The 19,790-nt window shown below is 69.9% G+C and carries 16 protein-coding genes; 5 read left to right on the top strand and 11 right to left on the bottom strand.

Annotated features, from left to right (window positions below):
* The first annotated feature begins 31 nt into the window (after positions 1-31).
* Positions 32-1,987 carry a Stk1 family PASTA domain-containing Ser/Thr kinase gene (gene pknB / locus ACFWCH_RS16235; protein ID WP_136037281.1) on the top strand — a complete coding sequence of 652 codons (1,956 nt, stop codon included), beginning with the start codon at positions 32-34 and terminating at the stop codon, positions 1,985-1,987.
* Positions 1,988-2,051: 64 nt separating this feature from the next.
* Here the strand turns inward: pknB and ACFWCH_RS16240 are convergent, their stop codons facing one another.
* Together ACFWCH_RS16240 and ACFWCH_RS16245 are read right to left on the bottom strand one after the other, a co-directional pair.
* The gene (locus ACFWCH_RS16240; RefSeq protein WP_136031294.1) at positions 2,052-3,392 is read right to left on the bottom strand and encodes a class II 3-deoxy-7-phosphoheptulonate synthase; all 1,341 of its coding nucleotides are present in this window, start codon (positions 3,390-3,392) and stop codon (positions 2,052-2,054) included.
* Positions 3,393-3,439: 47 nt separating this feature from the next.
* Positions 3,440-4,129, bottom strand: a complete 690-nt coding sequence (locus tag ACFWCH_RS16245; RefSeq protein ID WP_136037280.1) for a 1-acyl-sn-glycerol-3-phosphate acyltransferase — start codon at positions 4,127-4,129, stop codon at positions 3,440-3,442.
* 147 nt (positions 4,130-4,276) lie between these two features.
* On the opposite strand from ACFWCH_RS16245, the gene ACFWCH_RS16250 reads away from it, so the two are divergent.
* Positions 4,277-6,109 (top strand): long-chain fatty acid--CoA ligase, encoded by a 1,833-nt coding sequence (locus tag ACFWCH_RS16250; RefSeq protein ID WP_136031289.1) that lies wholly within the window; start codon positions 4,277-4,279, stop codon positions 6,107-6,109.
* Between the two features lie 54 nt (positions 6,110-6,163).
* Here ACFWCH_RS16250 and def read toward each other — a convergent pair whose 3' ends face one another.
* The 3 genes from def to ACFWCH_RS16265 form a co-directional block, all read right to left on the bottom strand.
* Positions 6,164-6,655, bottom strand: a complete 492-nt coding sequence (gene def / locus ACFWCH_RS16255) for a peptide deformylase (RefSeq protein WP_378803809.1) — start codon at positions 6,653-6,655, stop codon at positions 6,164-6,166.
* Positions 6,655-8,304, bottom strand: coding sequence for a MinD/ParA family protein (locus ACFWCH_RS16260; protein WP_247638909.1), 1,650 nt, complete (start codon positions 8,302-8,304; stop codon positions 6,655-6,657). Before ACFWCH_RS16260 ends, def begins: the two co-directional genes overlap by 1 nt.
* A gap of 66 nt (positions 8,305-8,370) precedes the next feature.
* Positions 8,371-11,778, bottom strand: coding sequence for a pyruvate carboxylase (locus ACFWCH_RS16265; RefSeq protein ID WP_378803810.1), 3,408 nt, complete (start codon positions 11,776-11,778; stop codon positions 8,371-8,373).
* Between the two features lie 93 nt (positions 11,779-11,871).
* On the opposite strand from ACFWCH_RS16265, the gene ACFWCH_RS16270 reads away from it, so the two are divergent.
* On the top strand, positions 11,872-12,684 hold the full coding sequence (locus ACFWCH_RS16270; protein WP_136031283.1) for a ParA family protein: 813 nt from the start codon (positions 11,872-11,874) through the stop codon (positions 12,682-12,684).
* Between the two features lie 72 nt (positions 12,685-12,756).
* On the opposite strand, the gene ACFWCH_RS16275 is transcribed toward ACFWCH_RS16270, so the two are convergent.
* From ACFWCH_RS16275 to ACFWCH_RS16285, 3 genes are all read right to left on the bottom strand, one after another.
* Positions 12,757-13,302, bottom strand: coding sequence for a MerR family transcriptional regulator (locus ACFWCH_RS16275; RefSeq protein WP_136031281.1), 546 nt, complete (start codon positions 13,300-13,302; stop codon positions 12,757-12,759).
* Between the two features lie 99 nt (positions 13,303-13,401).
* Positions 13,402-14,088, bottom strand: coding sequence for a MerR family transcriptional regulator (locus ACFWCH_RS16280; RefSeq protein ID WP_247638907.1), 687 nt, complete (start codon positions 14,086-14,088; stop codon positions 13,402-13,404).
* Positions 14,088-14,573: an FHA domain-containing protein gene (locus ACFWCH_RS16285; protein WP_136031276.1), complete on the bottom strand. Its 486-nt coding sequence runs from the start codon at positions 14,571-14,573 to the stop codon at positions 14,088-14,090. The genes ACFWCH_RS16280 and ACFWCH_RS16285 overlap by 1 nt, the downstream gene beginning before the upstream one ends.
* A gap of 100 nt (positions 14,574-14,673) precedes the next feature.
* Here ACFWCH_RS16285 and ACFWCH_RS16290 point away from each other — a divergent pair, with 100 nt between their 5' ends.
* Together ACFWCH_RS16290 and lpdA are read left to right on the top strand one after the other, a co-directional pair.
* On the top strand, positions 14,674-15,324 hold the full coding sequence (locus tag ACFWCH_RS16290; RefSeq protein ID WP_247981865.1) for a copper resistance CopC family protein: 651 nt from the start codon (positions 14,674-14,676) through the stop codon (positions 15,322-15,324).
* 9 nt (positions 15,325-15,333) lie between these two features.
* The gene (gene lpdA / locus ACFWCH_RS16295) at positions 15,334-16,731 is read left to right on the top strand and encodes a dihydrolipoyl dehydrogenase (protein ID WP_136031272.1); all 1,398 of its coding nucleotides are present in this window, start codon (positions 15,334-15,336) and stop codon (positions 16,729-16,731) included.
* A 51-nt stretch (positions 16,732-16,782) separates the two neighbouring features.
* On the opposite strand, the gene ACFWCH_RS16300 is transcribed toward lpdA, so the two are convergent.
* From ACFWCH_RS16300 to ACFWCH_RS16310, 3 genes are read right to left on the bottom strand one after another with little or no spacing between them, the layout of a single operon-like run.
* Positions 16,783-17,904, bottom strand: coding sequence for an FAD-dependent oxidoreductase (locus tag ACFWCH_RS16300; RefSeq protein WP_378803811.1), 1,122 nt, complete (start codon positions 17,902-17,904; stop codon positions 16,783-16,785).
* Positions 17,891-18,613 (bottom strand): methyltransferase domain-containing protein, encoded by a 723-nt coding sequence (locus tag ACFWCH_RS16305; RefSeq protein WP_378803812.1) that lies wholly within the window; start codon positions 18,611-18,613, stop codon positions 17,891-17,893. Before ACFWCH_RS16305 ends, ACFWCH_RS16300 begins: the two co-directional genes overlap by 14 nt.
* Positions 18,610-19,770: a type III polyketide synthase gene (locus ACFWCH_RS16310; RefSeq protein ID WP_378803813.1), complete on the bottom strand. Its 1,161-nt coding sequence runs from the start codon at positions 19,768-19,770 to the stop codon at positions 18,610-18,612. Before ACFWCH_RS16310 ends, ACFWCH_RS16305 begins: the two co-directional genes overlap by 4 nt.
* Positions 19,771-19,790: the final 20 nt, after the last annotated feature.

The raw sequence follows: 19,790 nt of genomic DNA on the forward strand, positions 1-19,790 counted from the left end.
GCTTTCAGGCAATCCTCCCTAGAATTCTGACGTGACGACCAATCAGCAGGCCGACCCCCTCATCGGGCGGCTCGTCGACGGTCGGTACCGAGTCCGAGCTCGAATCGCGCGCGGCGGGATGGCCACGGTATACGTCGCCACGGACCTCCGCCTCGAACGCCGCATCGCCCTCAAGGTCATGCACGCGCACCTCAGCGACGACTCCGCGTTCCAGAGCCGCTTCATCCAGGAGGCGCGCGCCGCGGCACGACTGGCCGATCCGCACGTCGTGAACGTCTTCGACCAGGGCCAGGACGGCGAGCTCGCCTACCTGGTGATGGAGTACCTGCCCGGCATCACCCTGCGCGAACTCCTCCGGGAGCAGAAACGCCTCACGGTCGCGCAGACCATCACGATCATGGATGCCGTGCTCGCCGGGCTCTCCGCGGCGCACCGTGCCGGGATCGTGCACCGCGACGTGAAGCCCGAGAACGTGCTGCTCGCCGAGGACGGCCGCATCAAGATCGGCGACTTCGGACTGGCCCGCGCGACGACCGCGAACACCGCGACCGGACAGCAGCTCCTCGGCACCATCGCCTACCTCGCGCCGGAGCTCGTCACCCGCGGAACGGCCGACGCGCGCAGCGACATCTATGCGCTCGGCATCATGCTGTACGAGATGCTCGTGGGCGAGCAGCCCTACAAGGGCGAGCAGCCGATGCAGATCGCGTTCCAGCACGCCACGGAGTCGGTGCCGCGCCCCAGCGTGCGCAACCCCGCCGTTCCCGAGCAGCTGGACGAGCTCGTGCTGTGGGCGACCGAGAAGTCGCCGGACGAGCGGCCGGACGATGCACAGCAGATGCTCGAGCGCCTTCGCGACATCGAGCGCGAGCTCGGCATCTCCCCCGCGGTGACCAGAGCGACCGTTCCCCCGCAGAGCGCCGCCGACTCGGGCGACCTGACCAAGGTGATGCCGGGCACGATGGTGATCCCCGACGCTGTCGCGCCCACCGCCGGCACGGTCGACAACGCCACGATCCTGCGGCGCCGTGCGTCCAAGCGCCGCGCCCGCGGAGCCTTCCTCCTGTCCCTCGTGCTGCTGCTGGCCGTGCTCGCCGGCGGCGTCGGCTGGTGGTTCGGCTCCGGCCCCGGCTCGCTCATCGCCGTACCCGCCGTCGCGGGTCAGACGTACGACCAGGCCGCCGCCGAGCTCACCGATGCCGGATTCGTGCCGACGCAGCGCGACGAGTTCTCGGTCGATGTCGACAAGGGCACCGTGATCGAGACCGATCCGGGCGAGGGCTCACGCCTCGACAAGGGGGCGACGGTCGCGGTCGTCGTCTCCGCCGGACCCGCGTCGCACGACATCGCCGCCGTGGCCGGGGTGCCTGCCGACGAGGTGCGCGCGGCCCTGGAGGGGGCGAACCTGGAGATCACCGACGACGAGGAGTACTTCACCGACGTCGCCGACGGCTCGGTCATCAACGTGCGCATCACCCCCCGCGCGGGTGGCGACGCCTACGGCTGCGACGAGGGCTGCACGGTCTTCGAGAAGGACACCGCCACCATCCAGATCTCGCGCGGCCCCGTGCCGGATGTGAGCGATATGACCGTGAGCCAGGCGACCGACGCCCTCACCAGCAAGGGCCTCAAGGTCAACGCCGAGAGCCAGTACCAGCCCAGCGACACGATCGGGAAGGACCGCGTCATCGGTATCGCTGAGCGTGGCGAGGAGGGGTCCTGGCGTCCGGGCGAGACCGTGCAGCTCATCGTCTCCCAGGGTCCGCCGCTGTTCGACGTCCCCGACGTGTCAGGGCTGTCCCGCGACGAGGCGACCAAGGCACTACGTGACGCCGGCTTCAAGTGGGCGTACACGAGCGGCACCGGTCTCCCGGACTCGGTGTGGGATCTGCTGGCCAATCAGAACACGCGCGTCGAGTCGTACAGTCCGACGGACCCGCAGCGGAAGGGCGCGACGATCACGCTCACGATGGGCTTCGCCGGCTGAGTCGGCGCATGACGAAGGGGCCGGAACGATGTTCCGGCCCCTTCGTCATGCAGTGTCCGCGGCGTCAGCGCTTCTCGAGCTCCTCGGCCACGAGGAACGCCAGCTCCAGGGACTGCATGTGGTTCAGGCGCGGGTCGCACAGGCTCTCATAGCGCGTCGCGAGGGCGGCCTCGTCGATCTGCTCCGAGCCGCCGAGGCACTCGGTCACGTCGTCGCCCGTGAGCTCGACGTGGATGCCGCCCGGGAACGTGCCCACGGAGCGGTGCGCCTCGAAGAACCCGCGCACCTCGTCGACCACGTCATCGAAGCGCCGCGTCTTGTATCCCGTGGGCGTCGTGATGCCGTTGCCGTGCATGGGGTCGGTGACCCACAGCGGCTGCGCGCCCGACTCGCGGACCGCCTCGAGCAGCGGAGGCAGCGCATCGCGGATCTTGCCGGCACCCATGCGCGTGATGAAGGTCAGTCGTCCGGGCTCGCGCTCGGGGTCGAGCTTGTCGATCAGCGCGAGAGCCGTCTCCGGCGTCGTCGTCGGACCGAGCTTGACGCCGATCGGGTTGCGGATCTTCGAGAAGTAGTCGACGTGCGCGCCGTCGAGCTCGCGCGTGCGCTCCCCGATCCACAGGAAGTGGGCGGACGTGTTGTACGGGGTGTCCGTGCGTGAGTCGATGCGCGTCATCGGCCGCTCGTAATCCATCAGGAGGCCTTCGTGGCCGGTGAAGAACTCGACACGCTTCAGCTCGTCGAAGTCGGCGCCCGCAGCCTCCATGAACTTGATGGCCCGGTCGATCTCGGCGGCCATGCGCTCGTAGCGCTGGTTGGCCGGGTTCTGCGCGAACCCCTTGTTCCACGAGTGCACCTCGCGCAGATCGGCGAAACCACCCTGCGTGAACGCGCGGATCAGGTTCAGCGTCGACGCGGCCGTGTGGTAGCCCTGCAGCAGACGACCGGGGTCGGCCTGGCGCGAGCCCTCCGTGAAGTCGTAGCCGTTGACGATGTCGCCACGGTACGCCGGCAGGGTGACCTCGCCACGGGTCTCGGTGTCGCTCGAGCGCGGCTTGGCGAACTGCCCGGCCATGCGCCCCATCTTCACGATCGGCATCGACGCCCCGTAGGTGAGCACCACCGCCATCTGCAGCACCGTCTTGATGCGGTTGCGGATCTGCTCCGCGGTCGCGCCCGCGAAGGTCTCGGCGCAGTCGCCGCCCTGGAGCAGGAAAGCCTGGCCGGAGGCGGCACGCGCGAGGCGGTCGCGAAGATTGTCGACCTCGCCCGCGAAGACCAGCGGCGGGAGAGCGGCGATCTGCCGGGAGACGTCGGCGACGCGGTCGGCGTCCGGCCACTGCGGCTGCTGCTTGATGGGAAGCGAGCGCCAGGCATCAAGGGCATCGATGTGGTGCGGGAGCATGCGTCAAGCCTACTGGTCGGCGACGGTGCCGAGATGCGCTGCGGAGCCTATGTGACGCGGGTGGGCAGGCGGTCCTTCACGGTCGAGGCGTAGACGTCTTCGTACTCCTGCTGACCCAGTCGCTGCAGCGCCACCATGATCTCGTCGGTGACGGAGCGCAGGATGTAGCGGTCGTTCTCCATGCCCGCGTAGCGAGAGAAGTCGAGGGGCTCGCCGATCACGATCCCGACCCGCATGATGCGGGGAATGCGTCGACCGATCGGCATCGCGGTGTCGGTGTCGACCATGATCACGGGCACCACGGGGACCTTCGCCTCGAGCGCCATCCGCGCGATGCCGGTGCGTCCGCGGTAGAGCTTGCCGTCGGGGCTGCGCGTCCCCTCCGGATAGATGCCGAGCAGCTCGCCGCCGCCGAGCACCTGCAGTCCCGTGTTGAGCGAAGCCTCAGAGGCCTTGCCGCCCGAGCGGTCGATGGGCAGCTGTCCTGTCGCCTTCATGAAGAACTTCGTCGACCAGCCCTTGAGGCCGCGACCGGTGAAGTAGTCGCTCTTGGCGAGGAACGACATCGGCCGATCGATCACGAGGGGAAGGAAGATGGAGTCGGCGAACGAGAGGTGGTTGCTGGCGAGGATCGCCGCACCGCTCGCGGGCACGTTCTTCCGGCCCACGATCCAGGGGCGGAACACCGCCTTGACCACGGGGCCGATCACGACGTACTTCATCAGCCAGTAGAACATCGAGGTGAAGTCTAGCGCCGCTCCGGTGTCCGCCCCAGCCCCGCTCGCACGGGCCGTGCGCGACTCAGTTTCACCCTGAGCGCGACCGGGTGCCATGCCCTAGACTCGGACCAACGCCCGTGCCCGACCGGTACCGAAGGAGCTGCCGTGGTCCAGTTTGAAGTCCCCGCGATCGTCCCCGCCGATCCCGACGCGAACGTCGCCGACCTTCTCGCGGAGCGCGTGCGCGCCACGCCCGACCGCCCCCTCTTCTCCGTCCCCCAGGGCGACGGGTGGCGCGACATCTCCGCCGCCGACTTCCAGACCGCGGTCATCGCCCTGGCGAAGGGCTTCGCGGCCGCCGGCATCCAGCCCGGCGAGAAGGTCGGCTTCCTCGCCAGGACGACCTACGAGTGGACGCTGGTCGACTTCGCCCTGTTCTACGCGGGCGCGGTGATGGTCCCCATCTACGAGACCAGCTCCCCCTCCCAGATCCAGTGGATCCTGGAGGACTCCGGTGCGATCGCGCTCATCGTCGAGTCTCCCGAGCACTTCGCGCGCGTGGACGAGGTGCGCAGCGACCTCCCCCTGCTGCGCGAGGTCTGGCAGCTGCACCTCGGCGCGATCGACACCCTCACCGCGCAGGGAGCGTCCGTCTCCGACGAGGAGATCGACCGCCGCCGCAACCTCGCCGTCGCCTCGGACATCGCCACCCTCATCTACACCTCCGGCTCGACCGGGCGCCCCAAGGGGTGTGTGCTCACGCACAGCAACTTCGTCGAGCTGTCCCGCAACGCCGCGAAGGCGCTCGACGAGGTCGTGCAGACGCCCGGCTCCTCCACGCTGCTGTTTATCACCACCGCGCACGTGTTCGCACGCTTCATCTCGATCCTCAACATCCACGCCGGCGTGCGCACCGGTCATCAGCCGGACACGCGCCAGCTGCTGCCGGCACTCGGCTCGTTCAAGCCCACGTTCCTCCTCGCCGTCCCGCGCGTGTTCGAGAAGGTCTACAACTCGGCGGAGCAGAAGGCCGAAGCGGGCGGCAAGGGCAAGATCTTCCGCGCAGCCGCCGACGTCGCGATCGAGCACTCGCGCCTCCTCGAAGAGGGCAAGAAGATCCCGTTCGGCATGAAGCTCAAGTTCGCGCTCTTCAACAAGCTGGTCTACAGCAAGCTGCGCGAGGCCATGGGCGGCAACGTGGTCTACGCGGTGTCGGGCTCGGCTCCCCTCGGCGCCCGCCTCGGCCACTTCTTCCACAGCCTCGGCGTCGTCATCCTCGAGGGCTACGGCCTCACCGAGACCACGGCACCGGCCACCGTGAACCTCGCGGACAAGTCCAAGATCGGCACCGTCGGCCCCGCCCTTCCCGGCGTCGGCATCCGGCTCGCGGACGACGGCGAGATCGAGGTCCGCGGCATCAACGTCTTCAAGGAGTACTGGAACAACCCGGAGGCCACCGCCGAAGCCTTCAGCGAGGGCGGCTGGTTCCACACCGGCGACATCGGCAGCTTCGACTCCGAGGGCTTCCTCACCATCACCGGCCGGAAGAAGGAGATCATCGTCACCGCCGGCGGCAAGAACGTCGCACCCGCCGCACTCGAGGATCCCATCCGCGCGAACCCGATCGTCGGCCAGGTGGTCGTCGTCGGCGATCAGCGCCCGTTCATCTCCGCGCTCGTGACCCTCGACCCCGAGATGCTGCCCACCTGGCTCGCCAACAACGGACTGGACGAGAAGATGTCGCTCGCCGACGCCTCCACCAACCCGGCGGTGCGCGCCGAGGTGCAGCGCGCTGTGGACGCGGCCAACCAGCGGGTCTCGCGGGCCGAGTCGATCCGCAAGTTCACGATCCTCGACTCGGAGTGGACGGAGGCTTCCGGCCACCTCACCCCGAAGCTCTCCATCAAGCGCAACGTCATCATGAACGACTTCGCCGACGAGATCTCCGCGATCTACGACGAGCCGGTCGCCACCACCAACGTCGCCATCGGCGGCTGAGCGGCACCTCAGACGAAGAAGGGCCCCGCCGCGGCGGGGCCCTTCTTCATGCGGCTAGAACCAGGAGCTCTCACGCACCTGCCGCATCGCGACCTTGCGCGTCTCCGGGTCGAGCCGGGAGAGGAAGAGCTTGCCGTCGAGGTGATCCGTCTCGTGCTGGAGCGCCTGAGCCAACAGCCCTTCGCCCTCGAGCACCACAGGCTGCCCGTCGAGATCGATGCCCTCGACCCTGGCCCACGGATGGCGCTGCGCGTCGTGCCACAAGCCCGGCACGGACAGGCACCCCTCCCCCGTGGGCTGGGGTTCCCCGCGGACCTCGGTCAGCACGGGATTGAGGACGTAGCCGATGTCGCCGTCGATGTTGTAGCTGAACGCCCGGACGGCGACGCCGATCTGGTTCGCGGCCACACCGGCCCGTCCGGGGAGCGCGACCGTGTCGACGAGGTCGGCCACCAGGGCGCGGACGCCGTCGTCGATCTCATCGATCGGAGCGCACACCGTTCGCAGGACCGGGTCGCCGAAGATGCGGATCTCGCGGACGGCCATCAGGCGGCCTTCGCCCGCAGGCCCTCGACGAGCAGGGCGGCGAGCTCCCGCGCGGCCGTACGGGTCTCCGGCTGCAGGTTCGCGAACACGATGCTCCCTCCGCCCGCGATCTGCGGATCGTACGGGACCCGCACCACGCTGCGCACCCGGGTGGCGAAGTGGGCCTGCAGCTCGTTGAGACGCACGAGCGGGCTGCCCGGCGTGGACTGGTTGAGCACCACGATCGCGTTGCGCGCCTGTTCGGTGTAGCCGTTCGTCTCCAGCCACGTGAGCGTCTCGGACGCGAGGCGTGCCTCGTCGACGCTGAGACCCGACACGATCACGAGCTGATCGGCGAGATCGAGCGTGGCCGACATCACCGAGTGCACGATGCCGGTGCCGGTGTCGGTGAGGACGAGCGAGTAGTAGTGCGCGGCGACCGCGGCGACATCGCGGTAGTCGGTGTCGCTGAAGGCCTCGGCCACGTGCGGGTCGGCGTCGGACGCGAGCACGTCGAGCCGGGTCGCGTCACGAGCCACGATCGCGGAGATGTCGTGGTAGCCGCGCACCTCGTCACGGATACGGACGAGATCGCGCACGGACTTGCCGTGCTGCGGACGGACGACCCGGTCGGCGAGGGTGCCTCGATCCGGGTTCGCGTCCACGGCGATCACGCGGTCCTCGCGGGCATCGGCGAGGGCCATGCCGAGAAGCGCGGTGATGGTGGTCTTGCCCACGCCGCCCTTGCGGGACAGCACGGGGATGAAGCGCGCACCGCCCGTCAGCGGCGCGCCGATGCGCGCCGTGAGCGCCTTGCGTTCGCGGGCCCGTCGGCTGTCACCGATGTTGATCCGTCGACCGGACACCGTATAGAGGAAGTGGCTCCAGCCGCCCTCCGGCTCGGGCTTGGTGACGTGGTGCGGGTCGAGCAGACGGTCGGCCGTCAGCAGATCGGCGGACTCACGCGCGGACTCGCTGAGCTCCCCGAGGCGCTTCGAGGCGAGGGTGACCTCGGCGGCGGGTGCGGGCTGCACCGGCGACGGGGTGACGGATCGGCTGTCGGACGTGGACATCCGTGGCTCCTTCCGGGGCGATGGACCTGGCGAGACGGAGGACGGGGAGGCAGCAGCCCCCGCATCCGCACCAGCCTTCGCGAGGAAGCGGGCGGCGGCCGCCTCCTCCTCGGCGTGCGGGGAGGAGACGTCGTCCGAGCCGGGCTCGTCGCCCGCGGACGAGTCGTCGAGCACGATCGCCTCCCGCACCGCATCGGTCTCGGACCCGGCGGGTCGCTGAGCCCCCTCGTCGATCGCGGCTTTCACGATCGGCTTCTCCGGCGCCGGGGCGGGCGGCGGCGTATCGGACGACGCCGGCGACGCCGTCGTCGCCTCTTCCACCGGCGGGGTCACGGGCGTCGAGCTGATCGTGATCGCCGCAGCGGCGATCGGGACAGGGGCGCCCTCGACCGCGACGTCGTCGATGATGAGGTCGCCCACCACCTCGCCGTCCACGACACCGTCATCGACGAGGTCGTCGTCCTCCTCGATCGGCAGCGTCACCCGCACCTGGGCGGTCCCGCCGAGGATGCCGATGCCCGCCGTGTCGATCGACCCGGTGTCGTCCAGCACCCCCAGCGGATTCTCGTCGGGGTCGCCTGTCTTCTTCGTGGTCACGTGTCACTCCAAGCCTGTGCGGGGCCTCGGGTGCGCAACGCAGTGCGCGGCCTCGCCCGCACAAGATTAGTGCGACGGACGGATGACGACCAAAAGATCACCCGCGTCGACCTGCTGGGTCTCGGCGATGGCAAGCCGCTCGATCACGCCGTCGACGGGGGCGGTGATGGCCGCCTCCATCTTCATCGCCTCGATCGATGCCACCGGTTCCCCGGCCCTGACGGCCGCACCGACCTCAACCTTGAGCGTGACCACTCCGGAGAACGGCGCCGCGACCTGACCGGGGACGGACGTGTCGGCCTTCTCCACCTCGTGCGCGTCGACCGCCACGGAGCGGTCGCGGACGAACACCGGACGGAGCTGACCGTTCAGCGTCGTCATCACGGTGCGTATGCCTCTGTCGTCGGCGTCGCCGATCGCCTCGAGCCCGACGTACAGCTGCACACCGCGGTCGATCTCGATCAGGTGCTCTTGCCCGGGAACGAGCCCGTACAGGTAGTCGCTCGTGTCGAGCACGGACAGATCGCCGAACAGCTCGCGGCGCTCACGGAATTCGGCGGTCGGCGCCGGGAACAGCAGCGTGTTCAGTCGCGAACGGCGCTGCTCGCTCGATCCGGCGAGATCCGCCTCGTCCTCGGCGGTGAGGGCCGTCAGCCCCGCACGCACCGATCGCCCGGCGAGCACCTTGGAACGGAACGGCTCGGGCCACCCGCCCGGCAGGTCACCGAGCTCGCCTGCCATGAAGCCGACGACGGATTCCGGCACGTCGTACTTCTCCGGGTTCGCTTCGAAGTCGGCGGGATCGGCCTTCACCGCGGCGAGATGCAGAGCGAGATCTCCGACGACCTTCGAGGAGGGTGTCACCTTCGGCACGCGTCCGAGGATCCGGTCGGCGGCGGCGTACATGTCCTCGATGAGCTCGAAGTCGTCCGCCAGCCCCAGAGCCTTCGCCTGCTGTCGCAGGTTCGACAGCTGACCGCCCGGGATCTCGTGGTGGTAGACCCGCCCCGTGGGTCCCGGCAGCCCGGACTCGAACGGCGCATACTGCCGCCGCACGGCCTCCCAGTACGGCTCGAGGTCGGACACCGCCGCGAGCGACAGCCCGCTGTCGCGCTCGGTGTGCGCGAGCGCGGCCACCAGCGACGACAGCGACGGCTGGCTCGTGGTTCCCGACAGCGGTGCGGAAGCCGCATCGACCGCATCGACGCCCGCCGCGCTGGCCGCGAGGAGCGTCGCCAGCTGCCCGCCCGGGGTGTCGTGGGTGTGCAGGTGCACGGGGAGGTCGAACCGATCGCGCAGCGCCGTCACGAGCTTCGCCGCGGCCGCCGGTCGCAGCAGGCCCGCCATGTCCTTGATCGCGAGGATGTGGGCACCCGCGGCGACGATCTGATCCGCCAGGCCGAGGTAGTAGTCGAGGGTGTAGAGCTCCTCCGCCGGGTCGAGCAGGTCGCCGGTGTAGCACAGCGCGACCTCCGCGACGGCCGTGCCCGTGCTGCGTACCGCCTCGATCGCCGGACGCATCTGCTCGACGTCGTTCAGGGCGTCGAAGATGCGGAAGATGTCGACGCCGCTCGCCGCCGCCTCCGCCACGAACGCCTGTGTCACCGCGGTCGGGTACGGGGTGTAGCCGACCGTGTTGCGTCCTCGCAACAGCATCTGGATCGCCACGTTGGGCAGGGCGGCACGCAGCTTGTCGAGGCGCTCCCACGGGTCTTCGCCGAGGAACCGCAGCGCGACGTCGTAGGTCGCACCGCCCCAGGCCTCGACCGACAGCAGCTCGGGCGTGAGCCGGGCGAGGTAGGGCGCCGCGGCGACCAGGTCCTTCGTGCGCACCCGGGTGGCCAGCAGCGACTGGTGCGCGTCACGGAAGGTGGTGTCGGTGATCGCGAGCGCCGTCTGTGCACGGAGGCTGCGGGCGAACCCCTCGGGGCCGAGGTCGAGCAGACGCTGTCTCGACCCGGACGGCGGCGTCGCGGCGAGGTCGATCACGGGGAGCTTCGTCACCGGGTCGACGACCCCGGGATGCGCGCCGTGCGGCTTGTTGACCGTGACGTCGACGAGCCAGTTGAGGATCTTGGTGCCACGGTCCTTCGACACGCGTCCGCGCAGGAGCTCGGGGCGCTCGTCGATGAAGGAGGTACTGACGTCACCACGCACGAACGCGGCGTCGTCGAGCAGCGCCTGCAGGAACGGGATGTTGGTCGACACCCCGCGGATGCGGAACTCCGCGAGCGCGCGACGGGCACGGGCCACCGCCGCGGGGAAGTCGCGGCCGCGGCAGGTGAGCTTCGCCAGCATCGAGTCGAAGTGCGGGCTGATCTGCGCGCCCTGGTGCACGGTTCCCCCGTCGAGCCGGATCCCCGCGCCACCGGGCGAACGGTAGGTGGTGATCTTCCCGGTGTCGGGACGGAAGCCCTGCGTCGGGTCCTCCGTCGTGATGCGGCACTGGAGCGCCGCACCGCGCAGGTGCAGGTTCTCCTGCTGCAGACCGAGCTCGGCCAGGGTCTGGCCGGCGGCGATGCGCAGCTGGCTCTGCACGAGGTCGACGTCGGTGACCTCCTCCGTCACGGTGTGCTCGACCTGGATGCGCGGGTTCATCTCGATGAACACGACCTCCCCGGCCCGCTCCCCCGCGGTCTCCAGAAGGAACTCGACGGTGCCGGCGTTCTCATAACCGATCGAGCGCGCGAAGGCCACGGCGTACCCGTGCAGAGCGTGGCGGACGTCGTCGTCGAGGTTCGGCGCGGGGGCGATCTCGACGACCTTCTGATGGCGTCGCTGCACCGAGCAGTCGCGCTCGAACAGATGCACGGTCTCGCCCGTCTTGTCGGCCAGGATCTGCACCTCGATGTGGCGCGGGCGCACGACGGCCTGCTCCAGGAACATTCGTGGGTCACCGAAGGCACTGCCGGCCTCGCGCATCGCCTCCGCCAGTGCCGGAGCGAGGTCGCCGAGGGTCTCGACGCGCCGCATGCCACGACCGCCGCCGCCAGCCACCGCCTTGGCGAACAGCGGGTACCCGATGTCCTCCGCCTGCGCGACCAGGGCGTCGACGTCGTCGGAGGCCTCCGTCGATCGGAGCACCGGCACCCCGGCCTCGATCGCATGGCGCTTGGCCTCGACCTTGTTGCCGGCCATCTCCAGGACCTTCGCGGGCGGTCCGATGAAGACGAGGCCGTTCGCGGCGGCCTTCTCCGCGAGTTCCGGGTTCTCGGACAGGAAGCCATAACCCGGGTAGATCGCGTCGGCGCCCGACTCACGGGCGACGCGGATGATCTCGTCGACGTCCAGGTAGGCGCGGACGGGGTGGCCGCGTTCACCGATCTCGTACGCCTCGTCGGCCTTCAGCCGGTGCACCGAACCGCGGTCTTCATGGGGGAAGACCGCGACAGTGCGGGCCCCAACCTCCACTGCCGCTCGGAATGCCCGGATCGCGATCTCGCCGCGATTCGCCACAAGGATCTTCTGGAACATGCACACCTCTGAGAGCTCGATGCGCGGCGTCGACGCACGCGCATGGGCGGGGCTGAGTGTTCCCCCAGCCTAGGGGAAGGTAACGTGGTGTCCGTGCACGTACTCAGCGTCAGCTCTCTCAAGGGGGGCGTCGGCAAGACGACCGTGACACTCGGGCTGGCCTCCGCGGCTTTCGCTCGGGGCGTCCGGACGCTCGTCGTCGACCTCGATCCGCAGTCCGACGTCTCCACCGGGATGGACATCCAGGTCGCCGGGCGACTCAACGTCGCCGACGTCCTGGCCAACCCGAAGGAGAAGACCGTCCGTCAGGCGATCACCTCCAGCGGCTGGGCCAAGGTCCACCCCGGGACCATCGACGTGCTGATCGGCAGCCCGTCCGCCATCAACTTCGACGGACCGCACCCGAGCGTCCGCGACGTCTGGAAGCTCGAGGAGGCGCTGGCGGCCGTGGAGGCCGACTACGACCTCGTGCTCATCGACTGCGCCCCGTCGCTGAACGCGCTGACCCGCACCGCGTGGGCGGCGAGCGACCGCGTGATGGTGGTGACCGAGCCCGGGCTCTTCTCCGTGGCGGCGGCCGACCGCGCGCTGCGCGCCATCGAAGAGATCCGTCGCGGCCTGTCGCCTCGCCTCCAGCCGCTCGGCATCGTGGTGAACCGCGTGCGCCCGCAGTCCATCGAGCACCAGTTCCGCATCAAGGAGCTGCGCGACATGTTCGGTCCCCTCGTGCTCTCCCCCCAGCTGCCCGAGCGCACGTCGCTGCAGCAGGCGCAGGGCGCGGCGAAGCCGCTGCATATCTGGCCGGGCGACTCCGCACAGGAGCTTGCGGCCGACTTCGATCAGCTGCTCGACCGCATCATCCGCACCGGACGGATCCCCGTCCCGGAGAGCGGTCCGCAGAGCTGACGCACGCTCGAACGACGAAACGGCCATCCTCTTCGAGGGTGGCCGTTCTTCGTTGGCGTGCGGGGGCGCCGCTCAGGCGGTGCGCTTCGCCCGGCGTGCCGACAGTTCGTCGACGGGGTCCGGTGCGGTCGGGTCGAATGCGACCAGTGTCGACTCCACCTCGCGGAGCACCTTGCCGACGGCGATGCCGAACACGCCCTGCCCGCGACTGACCAGGTCGATGACCTCGTCGTTGGACGTGCAGAGGTAGACCGAGGCGCCGTCGCTCATGAGCGTGGTTCCCGCGAGGTCGCGGATACCGGCCCGGCGCAACTCCTCCACCGCGGTGCGGATCTGCTGCAGGGAGATGCCGGTGTCGAGCAGGCTCTTGACGAGCTTGAGGACGAGGATGTCACGGAAGCCGTACAGACGCTGCGATCCGGAGCCACTGGCGCCACGGACGGTGGGCACGACGAGCTCGGTGCGGGCCCAGTAGTCGAGCTGGCGATACGTGATGCCGGCGGCGCGAGCGGCCACGGCGCCGCGGTAGCCGACCTCGTCGTCCATGGCCGGGAGACCGTCGGTGAAGAGGAGTTCGGTCACGAACCGCGGGTCGCCTGCGAGCTCATCCGCATTCATCTGAAATCCTCCCTGGAACGGTTATCTCCACGGTAGAGCAGTGCCCCGGCACCGGCAACGACATCCGCGCGGGGCCGAAGGTGTGTCGCAATCAGTTCGTTACGAAAGGATGCGCGACAGCGCGTCCTTCACGAACAGCGCCCGCACGTCGTCGATCCGTGACGCGAGCTCCGGAGCCAGTTCGCTCGCTCGCGCGCGCGACGGCGCGTCCGTGCGTCGGAGCAGTGTCGACAGTGCCGACTCGATCAGCGACACCTCCCGCTCCGCCCCTTGGCGCAGCGAACGCAGGTGACGCGGCTCGATGCCGTGCCGGTCGAGCGCCACGAGTCCCCGCAGGAGCGCCACCGTGTTCTCCGGATAGGTCTCCTGCGCGGTGATGACGCCGGTGCTGATGGCGTCGTTGAGCAGCTGCGGCCCGGCGCCGGCGGCAGCGAGGAGCTCATCGCGGCGGTAGCGACGCGGCGCGGGTGAGATCGACGGCGGCGGCACGAGGGCAGCGGCATCGCCGTTCGCCTCGGCCTGGTCGAGCTGCTCGCGGATCACGCTCAGTGGAAGGTAGTGGTCGCGCTGGAGCGTGAGCCCGAGGCGCAGCCGCTCGATGTCGGCGGTCGAGAACTTGCGGTACCCCGACTCGGTGCGCGACGGGCGCACGATGCCCTGCACCTCGAGGAACCGCAGCTTGCTGGAGGTCAGGTCGGGGAACTCCGGCGTGAGGCGAGCGAGCACCTGACCGATACTCAGCAGGCCCGCGGACGACGAGCGTTCGCGGGCGGAAGTCGCCGCCATCAGGCGTTCGCCGCCGGACGATCGAGGGGCGAGGCGAAGAAGTTCAGCCGGAACTTGCCGACACGAAGCTCGGCACCGTCGGTGAGCGTGCTGCGGTCGACGCGCTCCCCGTTCACGTAGGTGCCGTTGAGCGACCGCTGGTCGATGATCTCGAACGCGGCGCCGTTGCGCGTGATCTCCGCATGCCGACGAGACACGGTCACGTCATCGAAGAAGATGTCGGCCTCGGGGTGGCGGCCGACGGTGGTCACGTCGGTGTCGAGCAGGTAGCGTGCCCCGGCCAGGGCGCCCGAACGGACCAGCAGCAAAGCCGAGCCGGAGGGCAGCGCCGAGATGGCCGACTGCTCGACATCTGTCAACTCCACGCCGAACGGCACGAACGACAGGTCGGAGTCGTGTCCGAACGTCTGCGTCACATCGTGCTTCTGGTCGCCGGAGCGATGGATGGCGGCTTCACCGGCCGGTCGGCTGTCGCTGTCTGTCACTGTGCCCTCCTGACTGTCCAGACTAACGGATGCCGCAGCCCCCCGGGGAGGTCGCTTTCGCACTCAGCCGTCGCATACCGGTGATTCATAGGGTGGAGGGGTGAAGACCAAAGCCCTGCGCCACCCGGCCACCCCGATCGCCCTCGCCGCGGCCCTCCTCGCCGCCTTCCTCGTGCTCTTCTCCCCCCTCTCCGCCTCGGCACACGACGCCCTGGTGTCGTCGTCGCCCGCAGCGGACTCCTCGGTCGAGACGGTTCCCTCCGAGCTCACCCTCACCTTCAGCGCGAAGCTGATCGACGGCGAGGGCGCGACCGAGGTGGTCGTGACCGACCCCTCCGGCGCGACGGTCACCGAAGGGCCGGCGACCGTGGACGGCGCGATCGTCACGCAGCCGCTCAGCGGCAGCGGCCCCGCCGGCGCCTATCACGTGGTGTGGAAGGTCGTGTCCAGCGACGGTCATCCCACCTCCGGCGAGTTCTCCTTCACGGTCACCGCCGGCGACGAGGCAGCGACCGACGCGCCGACCACCGCCCCCGCGACCACCGCTCCCGCCACCGCGGCCCCGACCGACCAGACCCCGACGCCCGCATCCCCCGCCCCGACGGCACCCGACGACGCGGGCGCATCGGCGTGGATCTGGGTGCTCGTGGTCCTCGCCGTCCTGATCGTGATCGGCGTCGCCGTGTGGCTGACGATGCGCCGTCGCGGCGGCACCGCTCCGTCCGATTCCGACGCCCCCACCGAGCGATAGGCTTAAGGCATGCCACACTACGACGTCGTCATCCTTGGTGCAGGTCCTGGCGGATACGTCGCTGCGGTTCGCAGCGCACAGCTCGGCCTGTCCACCGCGATCATCGAGGAGAAGTACTGGGGTGGTGTGTGCCTCAACGTCGGCTGCATCCCCTCCAAGGCGCTCCTGAAGAACGCGGAGCTCGCGCACACCCTGAAGCACAAGGCCGACTTCTTCGGCATCTCCGGCGACTTCACCATCGACTACGGCAAGGCGTTCGACCGCAGCCGCGTCGTGGCCGACGGGCGCGTCAAGGGCATCCACTTCCTCATGAAGAAGAACAAGGTGACCGAGTACGACGGGCGCGGCACGTTCACCGGCCCGAAGGCCATCTCGGTGGCCAAAGCCGACGGCACGACCGAAGAGGTCACGTTCGACAACGCGATCATCGCGACGGGCTCCAAGGTGCGTCTGCTTCCGGGCGTGCAGCTGAGCGACAACGTGGTGACGTACGAGGAGCAGATCCTCTCCCGTGAGCTGCCGAAGTCCATCGTGATCGTCGGCGCCGGCGCGATCGGCATGGAGTTCGCCTACGTGATGACGAACTACGGCGTGAAGGTCACGATCATCGAGTTCCTCGACCGTGCGCTCCCCAACGAGGACGCCGATGTGTCGAAGGAGATCACGAAGCAGTACAAGAACTACGGCGTCGACATCCTCACCTCCACCAAGGTCGAGTCGGTCGTCGACAACGGCTCGTCCGTCACCGTGTCGTACACGGGCAAGGACGGCCAGCAGAGCTCGATCGAGGCCGACAAGGTGCTCATGTCGGTCGGGTTCGCCCCGAACGTCGAGGGCTTCGGGCTCGAGAACACGGGCGTGAAACTCACCGAGCGCGGCGCGATCGACATCGACGACCACATGCGCACCAACGTCGAGGGCATCTACGCCATCGGCGACGTGACGGCCAAGCTGCAGCTCGCCCACGTGGCCGAGGCACAGGGCGTGGTCGCGGCCGAGACCATCGGCGGCGCGGAGACGATGACCCTGGGCGACTACCGGATGATGCCGCGCGCGACGTTCTGCTCGCCGCAGGTCGCGTCGTTCGGGCTCACCGAGCAGCAGGCGAAGGACGAGGGGCGCGAGATCAAGGTCGCGACGTTCCCGTTCATGGCCAACGGCAAGGCGCACGGCCTCGGCGAGCCGGTCGGCTTCGTCAAGCTCATCGCCGACGCCGAGCACCTCGAGCTCATCGGTGCGCACATGATCGGCCCCGACGTGTCGGAGCTTCTGCCCGAGCTCACGCTCGCCCAGAAGTGGGACCTCACGGCGCTCGAGCTGGCACGCAACGTGCACACGCACCCGACGCTGTCGGAGGCCCTGCAGGAGGGCTTCCACGGCCTCGCCGGCCACATGATCAACTTCTGATCGCACGCACACGAAGGCCCGGTCCGCTCTCACGGACCGGGCCTTCGTGCGTCAGAGACCGTGCATCGTGAGGAGGCCGGTCGTCCATGCGCGCAGCGCCGGTGAGCCGAGCGTGCGGACCAGGGACTCCCGGCCTGCGACGACCGGCACCGGCGCGGGGGCGCCCATCGCCATGAAGAACGCCGAGCGCCGCTGGGCCCGCGCGGCGGCCGTCCGCGTGCGACGGGCGAAGGCGTCGAGGTCGGGCCTGTCGCCCGGCTCGGTGTCGCGCAGGACGGCGGCGAGCCGGAGGGCAGCCGTCCAGCCGAGGTTCATGCCCTGACCCCCGATCGGGCTCACCTCGTGCGCCGCATCGCCCAGGAGCACCACGCGCCCCCGGTGCACCCGCTCCGCCACATGCTGCGCGGCGACGAAGGACGACACCGTGGCGCGGTCGTCCACGACCAGCCGCTGCCCGGTGCGCGCCGCGACGACCGCCGCGAGCTCGGCCGCGGACGCCACCGGACCACCCTGACCCTCGCGCACCACCCACCGCCGACGGCCGCCCGGGAGGGGGAACGACTCCACGAGGCCGTCCGGCTCGAAGAACAGCACCGCGCGGTCGTCAGTCGTCGGCGCCTCCACGTCGAGCATCGCGTAGCGCGCCCGCCCCGGTCGGCGCGCCCAGTCCACCCCGAACGCGCGACGCAGACGACTGCGCACACCGTCGGCGACCACGACCATCGACGCCGTCTCCTCGCGCCGCCCGTCGGTGCCGTCGACGCCCACGCGCACGACCGTGCCGTCGTCGCGCACCGAGCGGACGGTCGAGCCCAGGCGCAGCGCATCCCCCTGCAGACGCTGCAACCGCTCCCGCAGCAGCCCCTCCGTCCGCGGCTGCGGCAGTGTGTAGACGGGTCGGTCCGCGGTGAAGTCCAGTGACGCGAGGCGCCGCCCCCTGCTGCGCACCTCGCCGCCCGTCAGTCGCAGCGCCTCCGCTCGCACTGCTGTGCCCACCCCTGCCGCGTCGAGGGCATCGAGCCCCGGACGGTGGATGCCGATCGCGCGCGTCCGCCGTCCGGGCTCCGCGCGCTGCTCGTGCACGCGCACCCGCCGACCGTCCTGTGCCAGCAGGCACGCCACGAGCAGCCCGACGGGGCCGCCGCCGACCACGAGCACGTCATGTTCCGGCACGCGGCGCCTCCCACCGCAGCTCCAGTCGCGCGGGAAGACGACTGCGCACGCTCCATCCCGACGGCGCCAGTGCGGCGAGCTCCCGCGCGGTGTACGAGCGCCGGATACTGCGCAGACCGTCCACGCGGATGAAGGAACCGGCGAGCAGTGTGCGGGAGAGCGGCCACGTGGCACCCGCGAAAGCCGTGTACGCCAGGCGGCCGCGCGCGATGTCGTGATGCGAGACCAGCCCGCCCGGAGCCGTGAGGGCCTGCGAGTCGCGCAGCACCGCGTCGAACTCCCCGGCATCCAGGTGATGCAGGACGTGATTCGACAGCACCACGTCGTACCGATCGCCCTCCTCGACGAGCTCGGACGACAGCGCACACCGGTAGCGGATGCCCAGCCCCACGTCGTGCGCTGACGCCCACCGGATCGCGCGCTCATCCGCATCCAGCGCCGTGACGTCGGCCTCGAGCCCGTCCCGCCGCAGCCGCCGCACGAGAAGGCGGCACAGATCTCCGCCGCCCGCGCCGATGTCCAGGATGCGGATCCGGCGGGCGGCCGCGCGCGGGCGGATGTCCTGACGGTAGAGGCGTCCGGGCCGGGAGACCACCGCGTTCACGGCACCGAACCGCTGGTACGTGCGACCGAGCATCTCCTCATCGGCCTGCGGGTCGTCCATCAGCTCCCGCACGTGGGTCGCGCGGACCCGGAGATCCACACTCATGAAGCCGCCGGGGCGACCACGGTCAGCAGCGCGCTCTCCGCCGTGAGACCGGGGCCGAACGCCATCGCCGCCACGCGGTCGCCCGGCTCGGCCCCCTCGCGCTCCAGGATCCGCTTCAGCACGAACAACACGGTCGCACTCGACATGTTGCCGTACTCGCGCAGCGTCTCGCGCGCCGGTCGCAGCTGTGCGTCGCTCAGCGCCATCCGCTCCTGCACCCTGTCGAGGATGCTCCGCCCGCCGGGATGGATCGCCCAGTGCCGCACCTGTTCACCCACCCGTCCGGCGGCGAACGCCTCCGCGAGGCCGTCCTCCCGGGAGTAGAGCGGGCCCAGCGCCCCGATGATGGACGCGCCGATGATCTGCGGCACCGCGGTCGACAGGATCATCTCGAACCCCGAGTCGCCGATCGTCCAGGCCATGTCGTCCACGCCCTCCGGGACGATCGCGGTGTGGAAGCGGTCGAGGCGGAGCGCGGGAACGGACGAGGGGAGGTCACGCGCGGTGACGACGCCCGCTGCAGCGCCGTCGGCGAAGAGCGAGGAGGCCACGATCGTGTCCGGATCCTCCGAGGAGCGCAGGTGCAGGGTGCAGAGCTCCACGCTCACGACCAGCACGACCGCGTTCTCATCGGCCGCGCAGAACTGAGCAGCGGCCCGCAGCGCCGGCATGGAGGCGTAACAGCCCATGAAGCCCAGGTGATAGCGCTGGACCGCATCGGACAGACCGAGCCCCCGCACGATCTCGTACTCCGGTCCCGGTGCGTGGAAGCCCGTGCAGGACACCGTGATCACGTGCGTGACATCGGCGGCGGTCACGTCGGGATCCGCGTCGAGCGCGCGACGGGCGGCCTCGACGAAGAGCCGCGAGGCCTCCCGCGTGTAGTAGTCGTTGCGTGCTTTCGTGCCCGGGGCGAGCAGTCGACCGGAGCGACGGTCGTAGAACAGCGGCTCGTCCGGCTCCGCCCCCTCGGCGAGTTCATCGATCACGGTGTGCCGTGTGTCGATCCCCGACACGCGGAAGGAGGTCGACACGATGCGCTGAGCCAGCCGACCGAGACCGGGCTGGGCGGCGAAGACCTCACGCACCTGCTCCTGCACGAGAACGGTCTCGGGGACGATCGTCTGCAGCGATCGAAGCACAGGCGGTCGGCTCATGGGCCCACTCAACCACCCGG

This window comes from Microbacterium sp. NPDC060132 (assembly GCF_042729675.1).
Taxonomy (GTDB): Bacteria; Actinomycetota; Actinomycetes; order Actinomycetales; family Microbacteriaceae; genus Microbacterium; species Microbacterium sufflavum.

Excerpts from the sequence above, each read along its gene's own strand:
- ACFWCH_RS16245 (WP_136037280.1), bottom strand. The coding sequence starts at position 4,129 with ATGTTCTACTGGCTGATGAAGTACGTCGTGATCGGCCCCGTGGTCAAG.
- ACFWCH_RS16265 (WP_378803810.1), bottom strand. The coding sequence starts at position 11,778 with ATGTTCCAGAAGATCCTTGTGGCGAATCGCGGCGAGATCGCGATCCGG.
- ACFWCH_RS16305 (WP_378803812.1), bottom strand. The coding sequence starts at position 18,613 with ATGAGTGTGGATCTCCGGGTCCGCGCGACCCACGTGCGGGAGCTGATG.
- ACFWCH_RS16275 (WP_136031281.1), bottom strand. The coding sequence starts at position 13,302 with ATGAATGCGGATGAGCTCGCAGGCGACCCGCGGTTCGTGACCGAACTC.
- def (WP_378803809.1), bottom strand. The coding sequence starts at position 6,655 with ATGGCCGTCCGCGAGATCCGCATCTTCGGCGACCCGGTCCTGCGAACG.
- lpdA (WP_136031272.1), top strand. The coding sequence starts at position 15,334 with ATGCCACACTACGACGTCGTCATCCTTGGTGCAGGTCCTGGCGGATAC.
- ACFWCH_RS16240 (WP_136031294.1), bottom strand. The coding sequence starts at position 3,392 with ATGCTCCCGCACCACATCGATGCCCTTGATGCCTGGCGCTCGCTTCCC.
- ACFWCH_RS16280 (WP_247638907.1), bottom strand. The coding sequence starts at position 14,088 with ATGGCGGCGACTTCCGCCCGCGAACGCTCGTCGTCCGCGGGCCTGCTG.
- ACFWCH_RS16310 (WP_378803813.1), bottom strand. The coding sequence starts at position 19,770 with ATGAGCCGACCGCCTGTGCTTCGATCGCTGCAGACGATCGTCCCCGAG.